The 23,567-nt window shown below is 71.7% G+C and carries 19 protein-coding genes; 7 read left to right on the plus strand and 12 right to left on the minus strand.

Annotated features, from left to right (window positions below; all coding sequences use genetic code 11):
* The first annotated feature begins 224 nt into the window (after positions 1-224).
* Entirely contained in the window at positions 225-1,286 is a 1,062-nt protein-coding gene (locus ABT053_RS00865; protein ID WP_350966717.1) for a pentapeptide repeat-containing protein, read from the plus strand.
* 14 nt (positions 1,287-1,300) lie between these two features.
* Here ABT053_RS00865 and ABT053_RS00870 read toward each other — a convergent pair whose 3' ends face one another.
* Positions 1,301-2,146 (minus strand): alpha/beta fold hydrolase, encoded by an 846-nt coding sequence (locus ABT053_RS00870; RefSeq protein ID WP_350966718.1) that lies wholly within the window; start codon positions 2,144-2,146, stop codon positions 1,301-1,303.
* A gap of 166 nt (positions 2,147-2,312) precedes the next feature.
* Between ABT053_RS00870 and ABT053_RS00875 the strand changes: the two genes are divergently transcribed.
* Positions 2,313-3,005 carry a permease prefix domain 1-containing protein gene (locus tag ABT053_RS00875; protein ID WP_350966719.1) on the plus strand — a complete coding sequence of 231 codons (693 nt, stop codon included), beginning with the start codon at positions 2,313-2,315 and terminating at the stop codon, positions 3,003-3,005.
* Positions 3,006-3,158: 153 nt separating this feature from the next.
* Here the strand turns inward: ABT053_RS00875 and ABT053_RS00880 are convergent, their stop codons facing one another.
* On the minus strand, positions 3,159-3,488 hold the full coding sequence (locus ABT053_RS00880) for a PadR family transcriptional regulator (RefSeq protein WP_350966720.1): 330 nt from the start codon (positions 3,486-3,488) through the stop codon (positions 3,159-3,161).
* Between the two features lie 166 nt (positions 3,489-3,654).
* Between ABT053_RS00880 and ABT053_RS00885 the strand changes: the two genes are divergently transcribed.
* The 4 genes from ABT053_RS00885 (at position 3,655) to cydC (ending at position 9,266) form a co-directional block, all read left to right on the plus strand.
* The gene (locus ABT053_RS00885) at positions 3,655-4,839 is read left to right on the plus strand and encodes a cytochrome ubiquinol oxidase subunit I (RefSeq protein ID WP_350966721.1); all 1,185 of its coding nucleotides are present in this window, start codon (positions 3,655-3,657) and stop codon (positions 4,837-4,839) included.
* A gap of 8 nt (positions 4,840-4,847) precedes the next feature.
* Positions 4,848-5,618, plus strand: coding sequence for a cytochrome d ubiquinol oxidase subunit II (locus ABT053_RS00890; protein WP_350966722.1), 771 nt, complete (start codon positions 4,848-4,850; stop codon positions 5,616-5,618).
* A 16-nt stretch (positions 5,619-5,634) separates the two neighbouring features.
* Positions 5,635-7,431, plus strand: coding sequence for a thiol reductant ABC exporter subunit CydD (cydD, locus tag ABT053_RS00895; protein WP_350966723.1), 1,797 nt, complete (start codon positions 5,635-5,637; stop codon positions 7,429-7,431).
* A gap of 107 nt (positions 7,432-7,538) precedes the next feature.
* On the plus strand, positions 7,539-9,266 hold the full coding sequence (gene cydC, locus ABT053_RS00900) for a thiol reductant ABC exporter subunit CydC (RefSeq protein ID WP_350966724.1): 1,728 nt from the start codon (positions 7,539-7,541) through the stop codon (positions 9,264-9,266).
* 277 nt (positions 9,267-9,543) lie between these two features.
* Here cydC and ABT053_RS00905 read toward each other — a convergent pair whose 3' ends face one another.
* The 3 genes from ABT053_RS00905 to ABT053_RS00915 all read right to left on the minus strand — a co-directional run bounded on the left by ABT053_RS00905 (position 9,544) and on the right by ABT053_RS00915 (position 13,371).
* Positions 9,544-10,365, minus strand: a complete 822-nt coding sequence (locus tag ABT053_RS00905; RefSeq protein ID WP_350966725.1) for an APH(3'') family aminoglycoside O-phosphotransferase — start codon at positions 10,363-10,365, stop codon at positions 9,544-9,546.
* 313 nt (positions 10,366-10,678) lie between these two features.
* Complete coding sequence (locus ABT053_RS00910) at positions 10,679-12,076, minus strand: S1C family serine protease (RefSeq protein WP_350966726.1); 1,398 nt, start codon at positions 12,074-12,076, stop codon at positions 10,679-10,681.
* Between the two features lie 185 nt (positions 12,077-12,261).
* Positions 12,262-13,371 carry an NAD(P)/FAD-dependent oxidoreductase gene (locus ABT053_RS00915; RefSeq protein ID WP_350966727.1) on the minus strand — a complete coding sequence of 370 codons (1,110 nt, stop codon included), beginning with the start codon at positions 13,369-13,371 and terminating at the stop codon, positions 12,262-12,264.
* A 242-nt stretch (positions 13,372-13,613) separates the two neighbouring features.
* Here ABT053_RS00915 and ABT053_RS00920 point away from each other — a divergent pair, with 242 nt between their 5' ends.
* Positions 13,614-14,078 (plus strand): MarR family winged helix-turn-helix transcriptional regulator, encoded by a 465-nt coding sequence (locus ABT053_RS00920; RefSeq protein ID WP_350966728.1) that lies wholly within the window; start codon positions 13,614-13,616, stop codon positions 14,076-14,078.
* Between the two features lie 66 nt (positions 14,079-14,144).
* Here ABT053_RS00920 and ABT053_RS00925 read toward each other — a convergent pair whose 3' ends face one another.
* The 7 genes from ABT053_RS00925 to ABT053_RS00955 all read right to left on the minus strand — a co-directional run bounded on the left by ABT053_RS00925 (position 14,145) and on the right by ABT053_RS00955 (position 23,189).
* Complete coding sequence (locus tag ABT053_RS00925; RefSeq protein WP_350966729.1) at positions 14,145-15,686, minus strand: acyl-CoA synthetase; 1,542 nt, start codon at positions 15,684-15,686, stop codon at positions 14,145-14,147.
* Positions 15,687-16,029: 343 nt separating this feature from the next.
* On the minus strand, positions 16,030-16,635 hold the full coding sequence (locus ABT053_RS00930; protein ID WP_350966730.1) for a hypothetical protein: 606 nt from the start codon (positions 16,633-16,635) through the stop codon (positions 16,030-16,032).
* A gap of 169 nt (positions 16,636-16,804) precedes the next feature.
* A complete protein-coding gene (locus ABT053_RS00935; RefSeq protein WP_350966731.1) occupies positions 16,805-17,461 on the minus strand; it encodes a methionine ABC transporter permease in 657 nt (218 codons plus the stop codon).
* Positions 17,458-18,420, minus strand: a complete 963-nt coding sequence (locus ABT053_RS00940) for a methionine ABC transporter ATP-binding protein (protein ID WP_350966732.1) — start codon at positions 18,418-18,420, stop codon at positions 17,458-17,460. The genes ABT053_RS00935 and ABT053_RS00940 overlap by 4 nt, the downstream gene beginning before the upstream one ends.
* Before the next feature lie 90 nt (positions 18,421-18,510).
* Entirely contained in the window at positions 18,511-19,647 is a 1,137-nt protein-coding gene (locus ABT053_RS00945) for a Fic family protein (protein ID WP_350966733.1), read from the minus strand.
* A 132-nt stretch (positions 19,648-19,779) separates the two neighbouring features.
* Positions 19,780-22,149, minus strand: a complete 2,370-nt coding sequence (gene lon, locus ABT053_RS00950) for an endopeptidase La (protein ID WP_350966734.1) — start codon at positions 22,147-22,149, stop codon at positions 19,780-19,782.
* A gap of 230 nt (positions 22,150-22,379) precedes the next feature.
* Positions 22,380-23,189, minus strand: coding sequence for a cellulose binding domain-containing protein (locus ABT053_RS00955; protein WP_350966735.1), 810 nt, complete (start codon positions 23,187-23,189; stop codon positions 22,380-22,382).
* Positions 23,190-23,567 lie beyond the last annotated feature (378 nt).

The raw sequence follows: 23,567 nt of genomic DNA on the forward strand, positions 1-23,567 counted from the left end.
ATGTCGTCCGGGTTCTTCGTGACGTCGAACACCGGCGTCTCCCGAAGCGAGGATCGGGTCCACCACCGCATGCGGCGAGGCTGATCGGCGTTCGCCATCTGGGCCGTGACCCCTGCCGAGAGAAATCACAAACACTGACACTTCAGAACTATTCGTCGTGGCCAGATATGACTTTCCTTGACCTGGAAGTCGCTTGCCCCTCCGTCTGCGGGTATCACTGGAACATGAGAACTCTGGACGTGGGTTGGGTCACCTGCGCCGCCTCCCCGGAGTGCGCCGGATCCGCTCGGCAGCCGTACGGCCGGTGCCTCGCCCACCTGGAGGCCGCCGAGCTCGACGAGGTCGTCCGCGGCCTCTCCCCCGGTTCCGCCGTCGACCTGCGGGCCACCGTCGTCGGGAGGGACCTGCTGGAGCGGATCCTCGGCGCGACCCGGGGACGCCTGGGCCGGGCCCGGTTCGACTGGGCGACCTTTCCCGAGAGCGTGCGGTTCGGTGACATCGCGTTCGGCGGGGACGTCTCGTTCGACCACGCGCACTTCCGTCGCCTCGCCTCGTTCTTCAACGCCCGTTTCGCGCGCAACGCCTCTTTCAGGGAGGCCAGGTTCGACCGGGGGCTGTCCCTGCACGGGGTCGCCGTCGCCGGGCACGCGGCCTTCGACCGGGTCTCCATCGACGGCGACGCCCTGTTCGGAGGCGCTCTCTTCAGCCGGACCGCGTCGTTCGAATGCGCGGATTTCCATGGATTCGTCACCTTCGACGGCACCGGCTTCGCGGGCGACGCGACCCTGAGGGGGTGCAGGTTCCGCCGTACGGTGTCCTTCCGCAAGACGAGCTTCGGCGGGCTGGCCGGGTTCGACGGGGCGCGTTTCTCGGCGGGCGGCTACCTGGCCCCGATCTCGGTCGGCCGCCACCTCACCCTCGCCGGGGCGTGGGCGGGCAAGGGCCTCGACGTGACCACGGGCGGGTGCTCGGTGGACCTGCGGCGCCTGGAGGTGGGCGGGCGGCTGAACGTCCGGCTCGACGACGCCGAGGCCGACCTTGAGGGGGCGACCCTGCACGGCCCGGCCACGGTGCGGGGCAGGGAAGGCGCCCGGGTGACCTCGCTGCACGAGGTGGACGCGGAGGAGCTGGAGCTCGCCGACCTCGACCTCAGCACCTGCCTCTTCACCGGCATCCGCCATCCCGAGGGGCTCAGGATGAGCGGCTGCGCGCTCGCCGTCGTCCCGCGCGGCACCCGGTTCGGGCTGCGCTGGTGGTCCCTGTGGCGCACCCCCGACCACGGGTGAGTCCGTGAGCGAGGCTAGGGGGTCGTACGGGCGGTCTTCCCCGGTCCCCCCGGGCCGGTTCCGGCCAGGAAGGCCGTGACGTCGGCGGCGAACCGGCCGCTGCGGAACGTCCCCAGGTGGCCGAGGCCGGGATAGGTGATCAGGCGGCTGCCGCGGATCCCCTCGGCGGTCTCCCGGAAGAGCTCGACCGGATAGTCGAGGTCCCGCTCCCCGCCGAGGACCAGGGTGGGGGCGACGACGTCGGCGAGGCGGCCGGTCAGGTCGAACCCGTCCTCCGCGCGGGCGAAGGCGAGCATGTCGCGGGGGTCGCCGGGCCGTACCAGCGGGTCCAGCAGCCACAGCAGCGCCCCGGCCAGGGCCCGTCCGGCGGGCGAGGCGGCGGCGGTGACCGCCTGGTGCTGCAGGCCGCGCCGCCCGGCGGCGACCGCCTCGGTGTAGCGGCGCTGGATCCGCCTGACGCTCGGCGTGAGCCGGTGCGCCGCCCCGGCCACGACCAGCGCGCGCACCACGTCCGGATGGTCGGCCGCCAGCTGCAGCGCCACCGAGCCTCCCGACGACATGCCCATCACGTCGACCGGCCCGCCGAACTCCGCGCGGAGCGCCTCGGCGTGCCGGGCGGCGATGTCGGCCATGGTGGTGCCCTGGGCCATGCCGGGGGCGCGGCCCACGGCGTACAGCCGGAAGTGGCGGGCCAGCGGGGCCAGCACCCGCAGCTCCGCGCCGCGCGCCAGCCCGGCCGGGTTCGCGTGGGCGGGGGTGAACCAGCGCAGCACGACGAGCGGCGCGCCGGTGCCGAAGGCGTAGTACGGCAGGCCGTTGGCGAGCGTGCCCTCCCGCACCTCCCGGCCCCTGATCACCACGCCGAACCCCTCCCTGCCGCCGGTATCGCTGGATTAGAGAGTATTCGCAGGTGAGCGCTGGTCGACTCCGGGTCTTCTCAGGGTGGTCCCCGATGCGCGCCTCCCGGCCGGGAGACCAGGATGGGAAACGCATACCCTGGATGGAAATCGGGCGACTGGAGAGCATATGGCAGGCACCGGGGTCATCGAGGACTACGTGACCGGGCTCAGCCGTACTCTCAGGGGTCCCCGGAGACCGAAGCTCGACATGATCACCGAGGCGCGCGACAGCCTGCTCGACAGCGCCGAGGCGCTGGAAAGTGACGGCCTGAGGCGTGAGGAGGCCGAGCGGGCCGCGGTCCAGGAGTTCGGGACGATCCGCGAGATCGCGCCCGGCTACCAGGAGGAGCTGTCCAAGTCGGCGGGCCGGAGGCTGGCCGCCCTGCTGTTCGTCACCGTGCCGCTCACCGCGATCATGTGGAACGTGATCTGGAAGGTCTTTCCCAGCGCCCCGACGGCGTACCAGGACATGCCCGACTGGTTCATCGTGGTCGCCCGCGGCGTGGACATGCTCCAGATGTTCATCGGCCTGGTCGGCGGGCTCGCGTTGCTCGCGCTGGGCCGGGGTCTGCGCAGGATCAGGCGGCCTCGGCTCGTCACCCGGTTCCTGGGCGTGTTCGTCTGGGCGATGCTGCCGGTCATGCTCGTGTCGTGCGGGGCGCTGATGTTCGGCTCGCAGGGGTCCGCCGGATTCAGCGACTTCCCGCCTGGGGCCGTCGCGTCGCTGGTGAGCTATGGGATCTGGGTCATGCAGCTGTACTGCGCCTTCCGCTGTTTGAGCATCACCCGTCGCGCGCCCGCCCCCGTCGTGACCGCCTGAGCCTCACGACCGCCCGAACCCGCGACCGGCCGAGGCCGACGGCGTCCGGACCCCGCGACCGGCCGGGTCGTACGACCACCTGAGCCCCCGCGACCGCCCGAAGCCGGTGGCGTCCGGGCCCCGCGACCGCCCGGACCGGCGGCTCCGAAGGCGTCAGCGGGTGGTGCGCGGCTCCAGGACGCTGCCGATGACCCCGGCGAACTCCCGCCAGGCGGAGCGCTCGCCGGCGAGGGCCGTGCGTCCCGAGGAGGTCAGCCGGTAGGTGCGCCGCTTGCGCCCGCTCACCGTGGCCCACTCGCTGGCCAGGTATCCCGCCTGCTCCAGCCGTCGCAGCGCCGGGTAGACCGTGCCCGTCGGCACGTTCAGCGTGCCGCCGCTGCGCGCCTGGAGCGCCTCGATGATCGCGTAGCCGTGCAGCGGCTCGTGCTCCAGGACGGAGAGCAGCAGGGCGTCCATGTGCCCGCGGAGCGCGTCGGCGTTCACGCGGCCACCTCCGCCCGCCGGTCGGATCCCGTGTCACCGCACCCGGCGGTTCGTTCGCTTCGCTCGCTCACGTCGTCAGCCTACCTCTCGTATAGCCATGCTACATGTAGCCGTTCTACATGTAGAGTGCCTATAGGTAGACAGACATAACAACGGAGGTGAGACAGTGGACGTGCTCGACCTGGCCCGGACACAGTTCGCCGTGACGGGAAGCCTCCACTTCCTGTTCGTCGTGCTGACCCTGGGCCTGGCCCCCCTGATCGCGATCATGCACACCCGCTACGCCGTCACCGGCAGGCCGGTCCACGAACGGGCGACCCGCTTCTGGGGCCAGATCTACGTGATCAACTACGCGCTCGGCATCCTCACCGGGCTGGTGATGGAGTTCCAGTTCGGCATGAACTGGAGCGGCCTCTCGCACTACGCCGGGGACATCTTCGGCGCGCCGCTCGCGATCGAGACGCTCGGCGCGTTCTTCCTGGAGTCCACCTTCCTGGGCCTGTGGATCTTCGGCTGGCACCGGCTGCCCAAGTGGCTCCACGTGGCGTGCATCTGGGTGGTGACGCTCACCGCCTACGTCTCCGCCTTCTGGATCATGGCGGCCAACTCGTTCCTGCAGAACCCGGCCGGAGCCGTGGAGCGCGACGGCCACCTGGTCCTGACCGACTTCGGCGCGCTGCTCACCAACCCGACGCTGACCATGGCGCTGCCGCACGTGCTCGGCGCGGGCCTGTGGACCGGCGGTTTCGTGATGATGGGGGCGAGCGCGTACCAGCTGTTCCGGCGCACCGCCGAGAAGGAGTTCTTCACGAGCTCGCTCCGCACGGGAGTGATCACCTCGATGATCGGCTCGCTGATCACGGTCGGCTTCGGTTTCGCCCAGTTCAGCGTGATCGGCGACGTACAGCCGGGCAAGTTCGACGGCGGGGGCCTCGCCGGGGTGGGGCTCGGCTTCATGATCCTGATCGGCGAGCTGCTCAACATCCTCCTCGTGCTCGTGCTGGTGCCGACCGTGTACTGGCTGCCGCGCTGGCGCCGGATGCACCCCCTGCTGATGGCGATCACCCCGCTGCCGTTCGTGGCGGCGATCCTCGGCTGGCTGGCCAGGGAGTCCGGCAGGCAGCCCTGGATGATCAACGGAAAGCTGACCGTCGCCGACGCCATGTCCCCCGGGCTCACCTCCGGGATGGTCACCGTCTCGCTCATCGCCTTCGGCGGCGTGCTCGCCCTGCTCGCGGTGATCGACTACGTGCTGATCGCCCGTACCGTGCGGCGCGGGCCCGCCGCCGTCACCCTCGGCGCGGACGCGCCGGCCGACCCCCCCGAGCGCGCGCACGCGCTCAGCCACTAGGAGAGATCGTGGACATCCTCTGGCTCGGTGTGTTCGCACTCCTGCTGATCGGCTACTTCGCCCTGGAGGGCTTCGACATCGGCGTGGGCATGCTGCTGCCCGTACTCGGCAGGACACGCAAGGACCGGGACGGGATCGTCGCCGCCATGGCGCCGTTCGTCCTGGCCAACGAGGTGTGGCTGGTGGCCGTCGCGGGCGTGCTGTTCGGCGTCTTCCCCTCGATCGAGGGGGACGTGCTGTTCGGCCTCTACCCGCTGGTGGTCTCCCTGCTGGTGTCGTGGATCGTCCGCGACGCCGGGCTCTGGTTCCGCCGCCGCGCCGACGGGAGCGCGTGGCGGGCGACCTGGGACTGGGCGATCGTCGTCGGCTCGTACGGCCTGGCGCTGAGCTGGGGCATGGCCCTGGTCGCGGTGGCCGGCGGCCTGACGGGGTCCGCGATCAGCCTGCCGGGACTGGCGGGCGGGCTGGTGGTGGCCGCGCTGCTCGCCTTCCACGGCTGGACGTTCCTCGCGTGGCGGCTGGCCGGGCAGGTGACCCGCGCGCGCCGCACCGGCCGGGCGTTCCTGCTCTCCGCGTGCGCCGCCGCCGCGCCCGTCACGGTCCTGCTCGCCGTACTCGCCCCCTGGCTGCTCGACCGTACGGCGCCCGCCGGGACGCTAAGTGTGCTCAGTGTCATGATTCTGCCCTTCGCGCCGGTCATGGTGGGTGGGCAAGTATGGGTATGGCGGACGTTCGGTCCCGGGCGCGCCGCCTTTGATCGGGTTCCGTCGTTCTTCTGAGTTCTCTAGGGTTGGCATGCACAAGGATCTTGTACGGCTGGCACTGGGCGAGCGGGCCGTCCGCCGCCATCTGGCCGTGTGCCTGGCCGCCGCCGTCCTGACCGGGCTGCTCGTCCTCGTCCAGGCGGAGCTGCTCGCCGGGGTGCTGTCCGGGCGGTTCGCGGCCACGGCCCTGATCCCGCTGGCGCTGGTCGTCGGGGTCCGGGCGCTGCTCACCCTGGCGCAGGGAACCGCCGCCGGGCGGATGACCACCGGGGTGAAGTCCGCCCTGCGGCACCGCCTGCTGGCCCGGGTGCGGGACCTGGGTCCCGTCCGGCCGGCCTCCCAGCGCTCGGGCGAGCTGGTGACGCTGACCGGCCGGGGGCTGGACGCCCTCGACCCCTACCTGTCGGGCTACCTGCCCGCGGTGGCGGTCGCGGGCGTCGTGCCGATCGCGGTGCTCGTCCGGCTGTTCGCCGCCGACCTGGCCAGCGCGGTGATCGTGCTGGTCACGCTGCCGCTCATCCCGATCTTCGGGGCGCTGGTCGGCATGCACACCAAGGCCGTGACGGAACGCCAGTGGAGAGCCCTTTCCCGGCTCGGCGGGCACTTCCTGGACGTGGTGAGGGGCCTTCCCACGCTGCGCGCCTTCGGCAGGGCCCGCTACCAGGCCGAGGTGATCCGGCGGGTGGCCGACGCCCACCGGGTCGCGACGATGCGCACGCTGCGGGTGGCGTTCCTGTCCTCGCTGGTGCTGGAGCTGGCCGCGTCGCTGTCGCTCGCCCTGGTCGCCGTGCCGGTGGGCCTGCGGCTGCTGTCCGGCTCCCTGGACCTGTCGGCCGCGCTGCTGGTGCTGCTCCTGGCACCGGAGGCGTATCTGCCGCTGCGCAACATGGGCGGCAGGTTCCACGCGGCGATGGAGGGCGTCGCCGCGGCCGACGAGGCGTTCGGCGTCCTCGACGGCCAGGCGGGGGCGGGGACTCCTGCGCGCGACGAGCGGGCGGGCACGCGTACGGCCGCCGTGGCAGGCGCGGCAGGCGCGCCGGACCCGGGACCGAGCCGGGGACCAGGGCCGAGGCCGGGACCTGGACCGGAGTTGGCACAGGGGTCGGAACCAGAGGCAGGACCGGGCAGGGCGCCGGAGATACGGCTGGAGCACGTCACGGTGCGTTACCCGGACCGTGAGGAGGCCGCGCTGGAGGACGTGTCGCTGGTGATCGCGCCCGGTGAGCGGGTGGCGCTGGTCGGCGAGAGCGGGGCGGGCAAGAGCACCCTGCTCCACCTGCTGCTCGGCTTCGTCACCCCCTCGGAGGGCAGGGTGCTGGTCGACGGCGCCGAGATCGACGATCACGACTCCTGGCGCGCCCGGCTGGCGTTCGTACCGCAGCGCCCGCACCTCTTCGCCACCTCGGTGGCCGACAACATCGGGCTCGGCGCCCCCGGCGCGACGATCGGCGAGATCAGGGCCGCGGCGCGGGCCGCGCAGGCCGACGAGTTCGTCACGGCGCTGCCCGGGGGCTACGACACCGTGCTCGGCGAGCGGGGCACGAACCTGTCCGCCGGGCAGCGGCAGCGGGTCGCGCTGGCCCGCGCGTTCTGCCGCCCGGACGCCGGGCTGCTCCTGCTGGACGAGCCGACCGCGCGGCTCGACGGCCGCAGCGAGGGCGCGATCGTGAGCGCGACCCGCGACCTCGCCGAGGGCCGCACCGCCGTGATCGTCGCCCACCGGCCCGCGATGATCGACCTGGCCGACCGGGTGATCCGGCTCGCCGACGGCCGCGTGGTCGCCGGGGACACGGCACCGGCGGGGACGCGAGAGGAGATCACCTCATGACCGACGTCAGCGGGATCCCGGCGGGCCGGACGGACGAGCGACCGACAGGCCACACAGGCCGTACAGGCCACGCAGGCCACGCAGGCCACGCGGCCCCTTTGGACCCTATGGACCTTAGGGAGCGGCGGCAGGCAGGTCGGGCGGACGCGCGACCGGCCCGCCGGACCGGGGGGCGGCTGGTCCTCGCGGCGGCGGGGGCCGCGGCGGCCGAGCTGGCCGGGCTCGGGCTGATCGGCTCCGCCGCGTGGCTCATCACCAGGGCGGCCGAGCAGCCGCCGCTGGCGGCGCTGAGCGTGGCGATCGTCGGGGTGCGGGCGTTCGCGACGACCAAGGGCGTCTTCCGCTACGGGGAGCGTCTGGCCGGTCACGACGTGGCGCTGCGGGCCCAGGCGACGACCAGGGAACGGCTCTACCAGGCCCTCATTCCCACGGGATCGGCGGACAGGCGCGGGGCCGACCTGCTCAGCCGCATGGTCGACGACACCGACGCGGTACAGGACCTCCTCGTACGCTGCCTGCTCCTGGCGGTCGCGGCGCTGGTCACCGGCGTGGCCGCGATGGTGATCGGGCTGTTCCTGCTCCCGGCGGCGGCGCTGGTGCTTCTGGCCGGGCTGCTGGTGGCCGGGGTGCTGATCCCGGCGGGCACGGCCGCCGCCGCGCGCCGCTGGTCGGCGCGGATCGCCCCCGCGCGGGCGGACCTGGCGGCCCGGGTCGCCGACCTGGTGCACGGCGCGGCCGACCTGGCCGCCTACGGGGCTGACGGGCGGGCACTGGCCGCCGCCGCCGAGACCGACGCCCGGCTGGCCGCGCTGGAGCGCAGGCAGGCGCGGGCGAACGCGATCGCCTCGGCCCTGGGCCTGCTCACCCAGGGGCTCACCGTGGCGGCCGTCGTCCTGCTGGCGATGAGCTCCGGGGCCGGTGCCGTGACCACCGCGGTGCTCGCGCTGGTCTCGCTGGTGTCCTTCGAGCCGATACTGCCGATGGCCGCGGCCGGGGAGCGGCTGACCGGGGTGCTCGCCGCCCTGCGCCGCCTGCGGGAGGTGGGCGCGACCCCACCCGCGGTGACCGAACCGGCCGTTCCCGTCGCGGTCCCCGCCGGACCGCCCACCGTCGAGATCGAGGACCTGGTGGTACGGCACGGCGCCGGGCTTCCCCCCGCCCTGGACGGCGTCAGCCTCACCCTCACCCCCGGCAGGCGCGTCGCCCTCGTCGGCCCCAGCGGCGCGGGCAAGAGCACCCTGCTGTCGGCCCTGATGCGCCTCGTCGAGCCCGAGTCGGGGACGATCCGGGTCGGCGGGGTGGACGTCCGGGAGCTGGCGGCCGACGACACCCGGCGGGTGATGACCGGGCTGACGCAGGATCCGTACGTGTTCCAGACCTCGCTGCGGGACAACCTGCGGCTCGCGGGTCCGGAGGCCGGTGACGAGGAACTGGCCGAGGCGGTGCGGCGGGCGCGCCTGGACCGGTGGGTGGAGCGGACCGGCTGGGACGCGGTGCTCGGGGAGGACGGGCGCACGGTGTCCGGGGGCCAGCTGCAGCGGCTGGCCCTGGCGCGGGCGCTGCTGCACGACCCGCCGGTGCTGCTGCTGGACGAGCCCGCCGAAGCCCTGGACGAGACGACGGCGGACGCGCTCATGGCCGACCTCCTCGACGCCACCCACGGCCGCACGACGCTGCTCGTCACGCACCGCCTGCGCGGGCTGGAGCGGATGGACGAGATCGTCGTGCTGGAGAACGGCTCGGTGACGCAGCGGGGCACCCACCGGGAGCTGGTGTCCGCTCCCGGCTACTACCGCGACCTGTGGCGCTCGGAGGCCCTGACCGCCGGGCGGTGAGCGCTTCCGAGGCGCTCCCCGACCTCGTTCGGGGAGCCGCGTCCAGAGCTGCCCGGGTGGGGCGACAACCCGCCTCGGGCTGGGCCTACGACCCACGGTGATCCACCGTCGCCCGGCCTCGTCCAGGGTGGTCGCCACCCGGCCGGCCACCGGGCGGTTTCGTTCGGATCAGCCGGTCGTCGGTCCGGGTGTGCCATTGCCCGAGGCGTACTCCTCCCGCGCGATCCGTGGGCACCCGCGCGGACGCGGCGTCCGGGCGGTGATCCCCGAAAATCGATCAGCCCCAGGTGAGCGGGTCGAGATGGAGGTAGAAGCGCAGGCGCTCGTGGTCCAGGGCGATGCCGTACCTCTCGGCGAACGCCGTGTCCGCGGCCCGCCCCCGCTCCTCGTCTTTCCAGGTCTCTCGCGCGTTGGCGAGCAGCAGCGCCAGGTCCACGTAGCGGTCGGCCTGCCCGAGGCGGCCCAGGTCGATGAAGCCCGACACGTCCAGGGTCCGCGGATCGAGGATGATGTTGGGCAGGCACAGGTCACCGTGGCAGACGACCGTGTCGGCGGCCTCCTGCTCCCGTCGCCGTGGCACCTGCCGGGTGAGGCGCTCCAGCAGCTCCCCGGGGGGCGTGTGCCGCTGCTCGACGGGGAGGAACTCCGGGTTGACGGCGTCACGGGCCACGACGCCGCGCGCCACGGCGACCATAGCCTCCAGGTCCCGGCGGAACGGGCACCGCGCCACCGGCACCTCGTGCAGTCGGCGGACCGCGTCCGCGATGCTTTCCCAGGCGGCCCACAGGCTCTCGGCGGGCACCTGATCGGCGGATACGCCGGGAACGGCACTGGTCACCAGGCAGGCGCCCACGTCGCCGGAGTGCCAGTCGAGCACCCGGGGACCGGGCACACCCTGACCGTTCAGCCATGCGACCCGGTCACGCTCGGCCCTCAGGTCGGCCGCGTCCGCGGCGGGCACGCACTTGGCGTACCGGGTGGCGTCCGCGCTGCGAAAGACAGCGGCTCCCGACTCGCCCGCGGTGACGGGCGACCAGTCGCCACCCCACACGCTGAGCAGCACCGGCGGTATCGCCCGAGGTCCGCGCGGATCACTCATGGCGACCACTGTAGCCAGCTCGGCGTATCGGCCCGGGACCGCAGGACCTCTGCCGTCACCATGTACCCGGCGTGCGGCAAAGCGTGATCCGAACGAAACGACCTGGGTGATTCGCCCGTCCGAGCGGCTGGAGCACGCTCTTGGGCTACGCGGAAGCAAGGAGCCTTCCGGTTCTCATTCGGGGCCGCTCAGTTCTCGCGGATGACGGTGTCATCCGGTGGCAGTCAGCGCTCCGGCTTCGACGGAGGTGCTGAACGCGCCGCCGGGGCCGGGGACAGGTCCCCGGCCCCGGCGGCGCGCCCGCCCCTGAGGCTTACTCGCCGGTCTTCTCGGCGAGAGTGACGGTGACGGTCTGGGGCTGCCCGTCGCGGACGTAGGCGATGGTCACCTGCTGGCCGGGCTTGAAGCCGCGGACGGCTCCGACCACGGTGGCCGCCTCGTCCACGGCCGTGTTGTTGATCTTGGTGATCAGGTCGCCCTGCTCGATGCCCGCCTTGGCCGCGGGGCTGCCCTCGGTGACCTGGCCGACCAGGGCGCCGCCCGCGTCCCCGGTGGCGTCGGTCACGCTCACGCCCAGGAAGGCGTGGGAGACCTTGCCGCTCTCGATGAGCTGCTGGGCGACCTGGTTCGCGGTGGTGATGGGGATGGCGAAGCCGACCCCGATGCTGCCCTCGCCGCCGTTGGTGGCGATGGCGGTGTTGATGCCCACCACCTCCCCGGCCGCGTTGACCAGCGCCCCTCCCGAGTTGCCGGGGTTGATCGCCGCGTCGGTCTGGATGGCGCCGCCGATGGTGGTGGCCCCGCCGCCCTGCGGCTGCTGCCTGCCCCAGCCGGGCGGGAGCTGCTGCTGGCCCTGGTCGCCGCCGACGGTCAGGGTGCGGTTCAGCGCGCTGACGATCCCGGCGGTGACCGAGCCGGACAGGCCGAGCGGGCTGCCGATGGCGAGGACGGAGTCGCCGACCTTCAGCCGGTCGCTGTCGCCGATCGTGGCCTTGGTGAGACCGGAGACGCCCTCCGCCTTGATGACCGCGAGATCGGTGGCCGGGTCGGTTCCGATGATCTTCGCGGTGGCGGACTTCCCGTCGCTGAACTTGACCGTCACCTGGCTGCCCGGACCCCCCTGGCCCCCGGCCTCCACCACGTGGTTGTTGGTGAGGATCAGGCCGTCGGCCGACAGCACCACCCCGGACCCCTCGCCCCCGCCGGCGGCGGTCCTGATCTCGATCGACACCACGGAGGGCTGGACGGCCTGGGCGATGTCGGCGACCGTGGTCGCGTTGCCGACCGGGCTCACCACGGGGCTGGACGACGAGACCTGGGCGGTGGCGCCGCTGTTGAGACTCGTCGCGACGAAGGCCCCCGCGACCCCGCCACCGACGGCCATGGCCGCCAGCGCGAGACCGGCACCTACCTTCTGCCCGGCGCTGAGCCGTCCTCGCGGCGGGGGGACCGCCCCCGGTCCCCCGTATCCCCCGGGCCCCCCGGATCCCCCGATCCCTCCGGGCCCCCCGGCCCTTCCGGGCGCCTCGGCGGCGAGCTGCTCCGGCACCGGGTGGATCAGCGTCGGCCGCGTCCCGGTGTCGGCACCGGCGCGGTAGGCGCCCGCGCGGGGCGGCACCCTGCCGAACTGGGTCCAGCCGTCGTTCCCGGGGGTCGCCTCGGCCGGTGTGTTCTGCTGCTCATTCCTGTTCGGGTCCATGTCTTCCCCCACGTCCTACACCCCCCGATCAGACGGGGGAGACCGGTACTCACCGGCTATGGAAAACAATGCCCGACGACGTGTAAGCGCAGGTTAAGAGCCTGATCGCGGTGATCGGGATCCTCTGACAACGGCTTTATCAGCCGTGCTCAGCGAAGGTCCCGACCACTCGAAATCACCGGGCGAAAACTTCGCGGTCACCCCTCGCGGACCCCGAAGACCGCCGTCTGGTGCTCGACCAGCAGGCTGCCGCCCTTGATCTGCGCGACGCCGGGCCCGTCGAGGACGCCGTCCTGGCCGGGGAGCTGGCCCGAGCCGCGCTCGGGGCCGAGCGGCACCACGATGACGGGCGGCATCGGCTCGTACACTCCCAGCTCCCCCTCGCCGGTGATCAGGGCGCGGATGTTCGCGGCGACGACCTCGGCCTGCATGCCCGCGTGCCCCGCCATCGGCGGGCCGAGGGTGGTGATGTCGCCGAGCGCGAAGACGCTGTCCTGCCCGGTCACCCGCAGCTCGGGGGTCACCTCGACGAGCCGCCGCGCCGTGAGGGCGGGGGCCAGGTCGTCGGCGAGGTAGCCGGTGAGGGGGGTGACGCCGTGGCAGCGGTACCAGATGTCGGCGGTGATTTCGGTGCCCGCCTCGGTCGTCACGGTGAAGGGCTCGGCGGTGCCGGGCTCGGTCGGCGGAGCCTCGCGCAGCGGGCTGCCCAGCAGCAGCTCGATGCCGAGCTCGTCCAGCTGGCGGCGGAGCTCGGCGCGCAGCTCGGGCTTGTACGGGCCGGGGAGGATGTCGTCGCCGATGTCGGTGACGGTGACGCGCTTGCCGGGCCAGACGGCCCTGATCTCCCCGGCGAGCTCCAGTCCCACCGGGCCCGCGCCCAGCAGCAGCACCCCGTCGGCCGCGGCGAGGGCGCGGTGCGAGGCCCGGTAGCGCTCGTGCGCGACCTCGGTGTCGACGGCGTCGCTCTTGCCGGGGAACGGGTAGGAGGAGCCGGTCGCGAGCACGATGTAGTCGGCGGCGATCTCCTCGCCGGAACCGAGGACGACCCGCTTGGAGTCGACGCTGACGGCCCGGTCGCGGACCACCCGGCCCCGGGCGAGCAGGGTGTCGTACGGGAAGTAGATGTTCGGCAGCCACGTCGGGTCCACCAGGGCCCGCAGCGCGGCGACGTTGTGCACGAAGGCGTCCTTGGGGTCGACGAGCACGACGTCGGCCACGTCGTCGAGCGCCTTGGCGACGCGGACGCCTCCGTAGCCTCCGCCGACCACGGCGACGGTGGGCTGCCATGCGGGTGCGGTATCGCTCATCACAGGTTCCCGATCTCTTTCTCGTACGGGATCTCGTACGGGATCACGTTGGTGCGGCACGGGCGGCCGTCGGTTCGGTCCGGCCGCCCCTCGGCGGACACGTCGGCCGGGGGCCCGAAAAAACGCCTGACCAGGCCGTACGTGCCGACAGGGCGTCCGGCATGTCGTTGACACTAACATATCGTTGATGAGCATCAACTATTGGAACTCATCGATCATTTGATCCGTGTTACGGTACGGGCATGGGAGCCGAGGACATCCGCGCGCCGAGGGCCGCCGATCGCCTCGGCATGCTCCTCGCCCGCCACGGCACCGTCACGAACGTCCGCATGCGCCAGGCGCTCGGCGTGACCGGCCTGACCCCCAGGCACGCCGTCGCGCTGATGAACCTCCAGGAGAGCGGCCCCATGGGCCAGCAGGCCCTCATCGAGGCGCTCGCGGTCGACCCCAGCGTGCTGGTGGCGATCCTCAACGACCTGGAGCGCGACGGGCTCGCCGAGCGCCGCCGCGATCCCGCCGACCGGCGCCGTCACATCGTGGAGATGACCGGCGCGGGAGCGGACGCGCTCACCAAGGTGCAGGAGGCGCTCACGGCGCTGGAGCGGGAGCTGTGCTCCGGCCTCGACGAGGAGGAGATCGCCCAGCTCCACGGGCTGCTCAGCCGCATCAACACCTCGGCCGACGACCCGGCCTGCACCGAGGACTGACCGCCCGGGTTCCGGACGGCTGCCGTACACCCCCGGCCGTCGAGCCCGCCGATCGGCCCGGACGGCTCAGGCGGGCCAGTACTGGTCGCGCAGGAGGCGCTTGTAGAGCTTTCCCGTGGGGTGCCGGGGCAGTTCCTCGCGGAAGTCGACCGACCGGGGGCACTTGTAGGGCGCGAGCTGGGACCGGCAGTACTCGATCAGCTCGGCCTCCAGCCCCGGGCCCGCCAGGTCCATGGAGAGCGGCTGGACGACGGCCTTGACCTGCTCGCCCATCTCCTCGTCGGGGACGCCGAAGACCGCCACGTCCGCCACCTTCGGATGGACCGACAGGACGTTCTCGGCCTCCTGCGGGTAGACGTTCACCCCGCCAGAGATGATCATGTAGGAGCGGCGGTCGGTGAGGTAGAGGAACCCCTCCTCGTCGAGGTAGCCGATGTCCCCGAGGGTGGTCCAGCCCCGGCCCAGGGGGTCGCGCGAGGCCCGCGTCTTGTCCTCGTCGCCGTGGTAGACGAACTGGGGGCCGTCGGAGAAGTAGACCGTGCCGTGCTCGCGCGGCGGCAGCTCGTTGCCGTCCTCGTCGCACACGTGGGTGACGCCGAGCAGCGGGCGGCCGACCGTCCCCTTGTGGGCGAGCCAGTCCTGGGAGCCGACGTACAGGAAGCAGTTGCCCTCGGTCCCCGCGTAGTACTCGTGGACGATCGGGCCCCACCAGTCGATCATCCGTTCCTTGATGGGGACGGGGCAGGGGGCGGCGGCGTGGATCGCGCAGGTCAGGGACGACAGGTCGTACCGCGCGCGGGTCTCGTCGGGCAGCTTGAGCATCTTGATGAACATGGTCGGCACCCACTGCGAGTGGGTGACGCGGTACCTCTCGACGAGCGCGAGCGCCTGCTCGGGGTCGAACCTCTCCATGACGACGAGCGTGGCGCCCAGGCGCTGGAAGGTCATGCAGTAGCGCAGCGGGGCGGCGTGGTAGAGCGGCGCCGGGGAGAGGTAGACGCTGTCGGGGGAGGGCGCGAACAGGAACTGGACCAGCTGCAGCAACGGCCCGGGGGTGTCCAGCGCGGCCCGGGAGAGAGGGGGCTTGACGCCCTTGGGCCGTCCGGTGGTGCCCGAGGAGTAGAGCATGTCCACGCCCTGGCACTCGTCCTCGACCGGGGTGGCGGGGTGGGCCGCGACGGCCTTCTCGTACGAGTCGAAGCCGGGGGCCACGCCGTCCAGCATGAGCCTCAGCCCGACACCCGGGGTGCGGTCCGCGATGGAGACGGCCACCTCCGCGAGGGCGGCCGAGGAGACGAAGACCCGGGCCTCGCAGTTGTCGACGATGTAGGCGAGCTCGTCGGTCTTCAGCCGCGGGCTGATCGCGGTGTAGTACAGGCCGGAGCGGTGCGCGGCCCACGCGACCACCAGGAACAGCGGGTGGTTCTCCAGCATGAAGGCGATGTGGTCACCCGGCCGCAGCCCCGCCGCCCGGAAGAGGTGGGCGAGGCGGTTGGACTCCTCGTCCAGCTCGCGGTAGGTGACGACCCGTCCGGAGCCCGCCATGATCACAGCGGGTTTGTCGGGCGAGACTGCTGCGATCGCTCCCGGATGCATGAAACCGAACATTACTCGGTGAGCAGTTCGGTGAGAAGTGCCCGCACCACGCGACTGGGCCGCGACCTCGTGCGAGGTCGCGGCCCAGCGGGTGGTCAGGTCTCGGGAGCGCCCTGACCGTGCCGGATCGGCGTGCCGTGCCCGGGAGCGTCCCGGCCGTGCGGATCGGCGTGCCGTACCGGGAATGCCCCGCCCGTGCGGATCAGGAGTGGCCGCGCCCCGAAGAGCCCTGGCCGTACGGATCGGGTCCCGTGTCCGGGAATGTCCCGGCCGTGCGGATCAGGAATGGCCGCGCCCCGAAGAGCCCTGGCCGTGCGGATCGGCGTGCCGGGCTCGGGAGAGCCCGGACGGACGATCAGGCGTGGCTGTAGACGTGCTCCCAGCCACTCTGGTAACCGTTCGGGTGACCGTGGTTGCCCCGGCTCACCTTGACGTAGATGTGCTCGGCGTTCGTGCCGGAGAAGGAGTAGAAGCCGGGCTTCTTGGAGCAGTTCTTGAAGCTCTTGAAAGTGGTCGAGCCGTCGAAGCCGACGACCTTGAAGGTCTCCCACGCGCAGAAGTGCTTGGGCTTGCTCCACCACTTGTGGTTGGTGAGCTTGCTACCGACCGTGTAGTGGTATTCGTGCTCCCACTTCCACGCGCGCTTCTTGAACCACTGCTTCACCCACTTGCACTTCTTTTCACCCTTGTACCAGGTGCACTTCTTGACGATCTTCGAGTACTTCTTCCAGTACCAGTGCCGCTCTGACTTCTTCTCCACGGCGACCTTGCCTTCGGCCTCCGCCTTCTTGTCACCGGAGTAGTAAGGTCCCCAGCTGTCGGCGAAGTAGGGGGCCGCGGAGGTGGTCGTGGCGACGGTCTGGACGGGGGTCACGGTCTCGGCGCTGGCCATCGCCGGAGCGGCCGTGGTGAGCAGGGCGGCGACACCGGCGCCCAGGAGGATTCGGCTGGCGAATCGCATTTCGAGGGGTTCCTCTCGGGAGTGAGGATTCTGACACCCCTTGTTGTACGGTGCGCCGATTGCCCGTCACTTTCACTTCACTTAAAACCCGAGGCCACGCCAATGATCAAATCATATTTCTTACCGGATAAGTCACGAAATATCACTAAATGATCAGCGCACAATCCGGTCAGTTACGCGCGAGACGACGGGCGACGGTGTCGCCCAGCGTTTGCACGAGTTGCACGACGACGACCAGTACCACGACGGTGACAATCATGAGCGTGGTCTCGAAACGCTGGTAGCCGTAACGGATCGCCAGGTCCCCGAGCCCTCCCCCGCCGATCGCCCCGGCCATCGCCGAGTACGAGATCAGCGCGACCACGGTCACCGTGAGCCCCGCGACCAGGCCGGGCATCGCCTCGGGCAGCAGGACCTTGCCGACGATGGTCCCGCGCCCGGCCCCCATGGCCTGGGCGGCCTGCACCTTGTCCCTGCCGACCTCGCGCAGCGCGGTCTCCACCAGCCGGGCGAAGAACGGCGCCGCGCCGAGCGTCAGCGGGACCACCGAGGCGATGGTGCCGATGGTCGTGCCGACGATCAGCCTGGTCAGCGGGAGAATCGCGATCATCAGCACGATGAAGGGCAGCGAGCGGCCGATGTTGACGACCAGCCCGAGCACCCGGTTGAGCGCGGGCGAGGGGAACAGCCCGCCCCGGTCGGTGGCGACCAGCGCCACCCCGAGCGGGAGGCCGAGGATCACCGTGAACAGGGTCGACCACAGGACCATCTGGACGGTCTGGCCGGTCGACTCCATCAGCAGCGGGAACATCTCTTCCCAGGTCATCGGGCCTCCTCGACGAGCAGGCCGCGTTCGGCCAGGTAGGTGAGCGCGGCGGCGCGCTCGTCACCGGTGACGAGCAGGCGCAGCCGTCCCGTCGAGACGCCCGCCACCTCCTCCAGGGCTCCGCCGAGGATGTTGACGTCCACGTCGAACTTGCGGACCACCTGCGACACCACCGGCTCCCCGGCCTGCCCGGTGAAGGTGATCGTGACGTGGCCGGGCTCCGGCTCGGGCAGCGGGAACAGCTCCGCGGCGAGCCTGGAGCCCGGCCTGGAGAGCAGTTCGGCGATGGTCCCCGACTCCTCGACCAGGCCGTCCCGCATGATGGCGACCGAGTCGCAGATCGACTTCACGACCTGCATCTCGTGGGTGATCAGCAGGATCGTCAGGCCGAGCTCGCGGTTGAGGCGCTTGAGCAGGGCCAGGATCGACTGCGTGGTACCGGGGTCGAGCGCCGAGGTGGCCTCGTCCGACAGCAGCACCGGGGGGCTTCCGGCCAGCGCGCGGGCGATGCCGACCCGCTGCTTCTGCCCTCCCGACAGCTGCGCGGGGTGCGCCCCCGCCTTGTCGGCCAGCCCGACCAGCTCCAGCAGCTCGGCCGTGCGCTTGGCGCGCTCGGCCTTGGCCACCCCCATGACCTCCAGCGGGAAGGCGACGTTCCCGGCGACCGTACGGGAGGAGAGCAGCGCGAAGTGCTGGTGGATCATCCCGATCCGCTGCCGGGCCCTGCGCAGGTCGCCCTCGCGCAGGCCGGTCAGCTCCTGGCCGGCCACCGAGACGGTGCCCGAGGTGGGCCGCTCCAGCAGGTTCACGCAGCGCAGCAGGGTGCTCTTGCCGGCGCCGCTCTGCCCGAGCACGCCGAATATCTCACCCTCGCGGACGTGGAGGTCCACCCCGTCAACGGCGACCACCTCGCGGCCCCGATCCTGATAGACCTTCCGCAGGCCCGACACATCGATCACAGCTGTTTCCCAACGCTGCCCTTATTTGCCCTCATTCCCGACATGTTATGTGAAACCGATCACCCGTCACGAACAGCCGCACTCCGGCCATCAGCGGTACGGGTCCCGCAGCGGGACGATCCGCTGCGCGAAGTCCTCCTTGATCGCCCGCATCCTCTCCCCGGGCGCGTAGAAGCGGCCCTTGGTCTCCCCGTACGGCGTGAGCCACCCCTTGGCCGCCAGGTCGCGCAGGTCCCTCGCCGCCTGCCCCTGGCTGAGCGACTCGTCCAGCTGGTATCTGCTCCGGCGCAGCCGCCGGTTGACGAACACCTCGTAGAGCGCGGAGACGGTGCGGGCGTTGAGCCCGTCGGCGTCGACCCGCTCCTCCAGGAGCATCCACACCTCCCCCGCCTCGGCGAGCCTGCGCCCGACCCGCTGGGCCTGGAGGTGGTGGGCACGCAGGCAGAAACGCACCCAGTGCAGCGTGTCTTTGTGGGGGCTCCAGTTTCGCGTCTGCCTCCCGGCCAGGGCGTCGTAGTAGTCGTAGGTGTTCCTGTCCTGCCCCAGCCACTCCTCGATGGAGGAGAACTCCGGGGTGGTGATCCGCTCCCTGCCGAGCACGAGCGTCTGGAGCGCCCGCGACATGCGGCCGTTGCCGTCGCGCCACGGGTGGATGCTCACCAGGTTGAAGTGGGCCATCGCCGCCCGCACGTAGCTCGGCGCCTCCAAGTCGCCCTCGTTGAGCCAGGAGACCAGCTCGGCCATGAGCTCCGGCACCCGCTCCGCGTCCGGCCCCTCGTAGACGACCTCCCCGGTGGCGGAGTCACGGACGTAGACGCCGCCGGGCCGTACCGTGCCCGGCGTCTTGTCGAGGTGATGGCCGATCATCATGAAGTTGAGCGCGTGGAGCAGCCCGGCGTCGAACGCGAACACCGGTGCCCGGGAGAGCACCTGGATGTAGGTCAGCGCCCGCTGGTAGCCGGAGATCTCCCTGGCGACCGCGGCGGAGGTGTCCAGGGGCTCCTCACCGGCCATGATGGACTCGATGTCCTCGACGCTGGCCCGGTAGCCCTCGATCGAGTTGGAGCCCTGGATGGCCCGCGCCTGGAGCTGGCGCCGGAGCTGGCCGTCCCAGCGGTGGGTCTCCGCGAGGCGGTATTTCAGGTCGCGGCGCATCTCCTCGATCTCGCCGAGCACCGCTTCGTCGACGGCCTCCAGGGGAGGCGTTCCGTAGAGCATGAAGCCCATGCCACCATGACCAGATCATTCGGTCAATCGACTTGATGATTCGTCCATTTATATTCGTTAGGCCCGTTCCGTACAGGAAAAACGTCGGCCCGCCCCTCTTTGGAGAGGGCGGGCCGACGCGGGGAGCGCGGGTCAGGCGGCGGTGTGCTGGGCCACCTTGGCCGGGGTGAGGGCGATCTCCAGGACCTCGCGCACGTCGCTCACCGTGTGCACGGTGAGCTCGTCGCGGACGGCCTGCGGGACGTCGTCGAGGTCGGGCTCGTTGCGCGCCGGGATGAGCACGGTCGTGATGCCCGCCCGGTGGGCGGCGAGCAGCTTCTGCTTGACCCCGCCGATCGGGAGCACCCGGCCGGTGAGGGAGACCTCGCCGGTCATGGCCACGTCACCGCGGACCTGGCGGCCGGAGAGCAGCGAGGCCAGGGCCGTGATCAGGGTGACGCCCGCGGACGGGCCGTCCTTGGGAACGGCTCCGGCCGGGAAGTGGACGTGCACCGAGCGGTCCTTGAGGGAGGCGACCGGCAGCTCCAGCTCCGCGCCGCGCGAGCGCAGGTAGGAGAGCGCGATCCTGGCCGACTCCTTCATGACGTCGCCGAGCTGGCCGGTCAGGGTGAGGCCGGTGTCGCCGGTCTCGGGGTCGGCCAGGGACGCCTCCACGTAGAGGACGTCGCCGCCCGCCCCGGTGACCGCCAGGCCGGTCGCCACGCCGGGCACCGACGTGCGCTGGCTGGACTCGGGCAGCGAGGACTCCGGCACGTTGCGCGGACGGCCCAGGTAGGGGACGAGGTCCCCGACCGTCACGGGCAGCTCGCTCTCGCCGAGCGCGACGTTGGCCGTGACCTTGCGCAGGATCCTCGCGATCGAGCGCTCCAGGGACCGGACCCCGGCCTCCCGGGTGTACTCGCCGGCGAGCTTGCGCAGCGCCTCCTCGCCGACGGTGACGTCCTCGGCGGTGAGACCGGCCTTGTCGAGCTGGCGCGGGAGCAGGTGGTCGCGGGCGATGGCGACCTTCTCGTCCTCGGTGTAGCCGTCGAGCGTCACGATCTCCATGCGGTCGAGCAGCGGGCCGGGGACGGCCTCCAGCACGTTGGCGGTCGCGAGGAAGAGCACGTCGCTGAGGTCGAGCTCCACCTCCAGGTAGTGGTCGCGGAACGTGTGGTTCTGCGCCGGGTCGAGCACCTCCAGCAGCGCGGCCGTCGGGTCGCCCCGGTAGTCGGAGCCGACCTTGTCGACCTCGTCGAGCAGCACGACCGGGTTCATCGAGCCGGCCTCGCGGATGGCCCGGACGATCCGGCCGGACTGGGCGCCGACGTAGGTGCGCCGGTGGCCGCGGATCTCGGCCTCGTCGCGCACGCCGCCGAGGGCGACGCGGACGAACTTGCGGCCCATCGCGCGGGCCACGGACTCGCCGAGGGAGGTCTTGCCGACCCCGGGGGGACCGGCGAGGGCCAGCACGGCGCCGCTGCGGCGCCCGCCGACCACGCCGAGGCCCTTCTCGGCCCTGCGCCCGCGGACGGCGAGGTATTCGATGATGCGGTCCTTGACGTCGTCGAGGCCGGTGTGGTCGGCGTCGAGGACGGCGCGGGCCGCGGCGATGTCGTACGAGTCCTCGGTCCGGTCGTTCCACGGGATGTCGAGGACGGTGTCGAGCCAGGTGCGGATCCAGCCGGTCTCGGGGGACTGGTCGGAGGTCCGCTCCAGCTTGTCGACCTCCTTGAGTGCGGCCTCGCGCACCTTCGCGGGCAGGTCGGCGGCCTCGACGCGGGAGCGGTAGTCCTCCTCCTCGGAGGCGGAGGTGTCACCGTTCAGCTCGGCGAGCTCCTTGCGGACCGCGGCGAGCTGCTGGCGGAGCAGGAACTCGCGCTGCTGCTTCTCCATGCCCTCCTGGACGTCCTTGCGGATCGTCTCGGCCACGTCGAGCTCGGCCAGGTGCTCGCGGGACCAGTCGACCAGCATCGTAAGGCGGTCGGCGGGGTCGGCGGTCTCGAGGATCTCGGCCTTGCGCGGGGTGCTCAGCCAGGGGGCGTACCCGGAGTTGTCGGCGAGGACCGAGGGGTCGTCCATCTGGTTGACCGCGTCGACGACCTGCCACGCGCCCCGCTTCTGCAGGATCGTGGTGGCCAGCGCCTTGTACTCCTTGGCGAGCTCGTGGGCGCGCTCACCGGCCGCGACGGCGGGGATGCGGGTGGCCTGCACCCACAGGGCCGCGCCGGGGCCGGTCGTGCCGGTGCCCACCCGGACCCGGTCGACACCGCGCACCACGGCCGCGGGCTCGCCTCCGGGGAGCCTGCCCACCTGCTCGACGATCGCCCTCACACCGACCGAGCCGTATCTGCCGTCGATCCGGGGAACGAGAAGGACCTCGGGCTTGTTGTCAGCGAGAGCCTGCGCCGCGTCGATCGCGGCCCGGACTTCGGTCTCCGACAGGTCAAGCGGGACCACCATGCCCGGCAGCACGACCTCGTCGTCGAGCGGCAGGACCGGGAGGATCAAGCTCTCACTCATGTGAACTCCAAGGGTTGAGTTATACACACTCAATTAATGGGAGCCGGAGAATGTTCCCGAGCTTGAGCGAGTTCGCTGTGAGCGATCGTAATTGTGTAATCATCGCTGTTCGGACGCCGTGAACCTCCGGGAGGGCACGTGTCTCAGGCCCGTCCGGGCGAGGTGCGCACATCGCCCGGACGGGCCTCCGGTCTCGTCAGCGGGGGCGTGCCACCGGGCCGGCCCCTCCCTCAGGACTGAGCACACACGATCCCGTTGAACCGGAAGGCCGCCGGAGGGGGGTTGGCGCCCGTGTGGGTGCCCTGGAAGCCGATGAGCAGCGACTGTCCGGGAGCGAGATCCCTGTTCCAGGGCTGGTTCACGGCCGTCACCGCGCTCGCGGTCTGCGACCAGGTGGCCGACCAGCCGGAGGTCACCCGCTGGCCGGGGTCGGCGAAGGCGAACGTGAGCCGCCAGTCGGTGAAGGTCGCGGAGCCGGTGTTGGAGATCCTGATGTTCGTGCTCATCCCGGTGCCCCACGGCCAGGAGGTGTACTTCACCTCGCAACCGCCGGGCACCGGGGGGCGGTCGTTGTGGATCGTGACGGCCACCGTCCCGGACGGGGAGCTCACCTCGCCCGTCGAGTCGACGGCCACGACGTACAGGTGGTGGACCTCCGACTCGACGTTGATCGGGGGAAACGGAAGAAGGACCGTCCCCTCGGTGACCGCGGGCTGGAAGGTGGCCACCCGGGCGGCCGTGCCGTTCCTGTCCTCGTACACGTAGTAGCAGGCGATTCCCGACTGGTCGGTGGAGGCGGCCCAGCTCAGGCGTACCGAATTGAGCGTGACGTTCAGGATCTCGGGCGTTCCCGGCGTGGTCGGCGGGCTGCTGGAGGGCGCGAGGGTCCGCGGTACCGTACGGCACGGGAGGGCACCGGACGGAGAGGGCGACGGTGCCGGTGACGGTGCGGCCGTGGCGTTCCCGGCCGCCAGGATGACGAGGGCGGCGGCCGTCACTCCCCCGCCGATCCAACCGGCCAGCCATGTCGTTACCCGCATCGATGTGCCCCTTCACTGATCGGCTCTTTCAAGGAAGGTCACACCACGGAAGGAGCCGGTCAACATCGCGCCACCGCCACGACAGGGTGACCTGGTGGACAGTGCCGGCCGATGAAACGTTCAGCGACGGCGGGCGCGTGAGAACCGTCCGAAGTCCGAGGGAGGCGAGGGGGAGCCGTTCCCCCGCCCTCCTCCGAAGGGTTCCGTCCGGAAGGCGCTCCGGCCGTGTGGTGCGGACGACGCTCCCGGCGTGTGGTGCCGAGGCCCCGGCCTGTGGTCCGACGGCCCCGGCCTGTGATCCGACGGCGACCCGGGCCGGGGCACGGCCCGGGCCCACCGGACGGCACGGGTCCCCTCCCCGGTCGTGTCCCGCATCCC

The organism is Streptosporangium sp. NPDC002524 (genome assembly GCF_040295985.1).
Taxonomy (GTDB): Bacteria; Actinomycetota; Actinomycetes; order Streptosporangiales; family Streptosporangiaceae; genus Streptosporangium.

What these genes read in the sequence shown, in the direction of transcription:
- ABT053_RS00920 (WP_350966728.1), top strand. Translation starts at nt 13,614, where the DNA reads ATGGGAGCCGAGGACATCCGCGCGCCGAGGGCCGCCGATCGCCTCGGC.
- ABT053_RS00905 (WP_350966725.1), bottom strand. Translation starts at nt 10,365, where the DNA reads ATGAGTGATCCGCGCGGACCTCGGGCGATACCGCCGGTGCTGCTCAGC.
- ABT053_RS00915 (WP_350966727.1), bottom strand. Translation starts at nt 13,371, where the DNA reads ATGAGCGATACCGCACCCGCATGGCAGCCCACCGTCGCCGTGGTCGGC.
- ABT053_RS00955 (WP_350966735.1), bottom strand. Translation starts at nt 23,189, where the DNA reads ATGCGGGTAACGACATGGCTGGCCGGTTGGATCGGCGGGGGAGTGACG.
- ABT053_RS00865 (WP_350966717.1), top strand. Translation starts at nt 225, where the DNA reads ATGAGAACTCTGGACGTGGGTTGGGTCACCTGCGCCGCCTCCCCGGAG.
- ABT053_RS00875 (WP_350966719.1), top strand. Translation starts at nt 2,313, where the DNA reads ATGGCAGGCACCGGGGTCATCGAGGACTACGTGACCGGGCTCAGCCGT.
- cydD (WP_350966723.1), top strand. Translation starts at nt 5,635, where the DNA reads ATGCACAAGGATCTTGTACGGCTGGCACTGGGCGAGCGGGCCGTCCGC.
- ABT053_RS00945 (WP_350966733.1), bottom strand. Translation starts at nt 19,647, where the DNA reads ATGGGCTTCATGCTCTACGGAACGCCTCCCCTGGAGGCCGTCGACGAA.
- ABT053_RS00930 (WP_350966730.1), bottom strand. Translation starts at nt 16,635, where the DNA reads ATGCGATTCGCCAGCCGAATCCTCCTGGGCGCCGGTGTCGCCGCCCTG.
- ABT053_RS00925 (WP_350966729.1), bottom strand. Translation starts at nt 15,686, where the DNA reads ATGTTCGGTTTCATGCATCCGGGAGCGATCGCAGCAGTCTCGCCCGAC.
- ABT053_RS00935 (WP_350966731.1), bottom strand. Translation starts at nt 17,461, where the DNA reads ATGACCTGGGAAGAGATGTTCCCGCTGCTGATGGAGTCGACCGGCCAG.
- cydC (WP_350966724.1), top strand. Translation starts at nt 7,539, where the DNA reads ATGGACCTTAGGGAGCGGCGGCAGGCAGGTCGGGCGGACGCGCGACCG.
- lon (WP_350966734.1), bottom strand. Translation starts at nt 22,149, where the DNA reads ATGAGTGAGAGCTTGATCCTCCCGGTCCTGCCGCTCGACGACGAGGTC.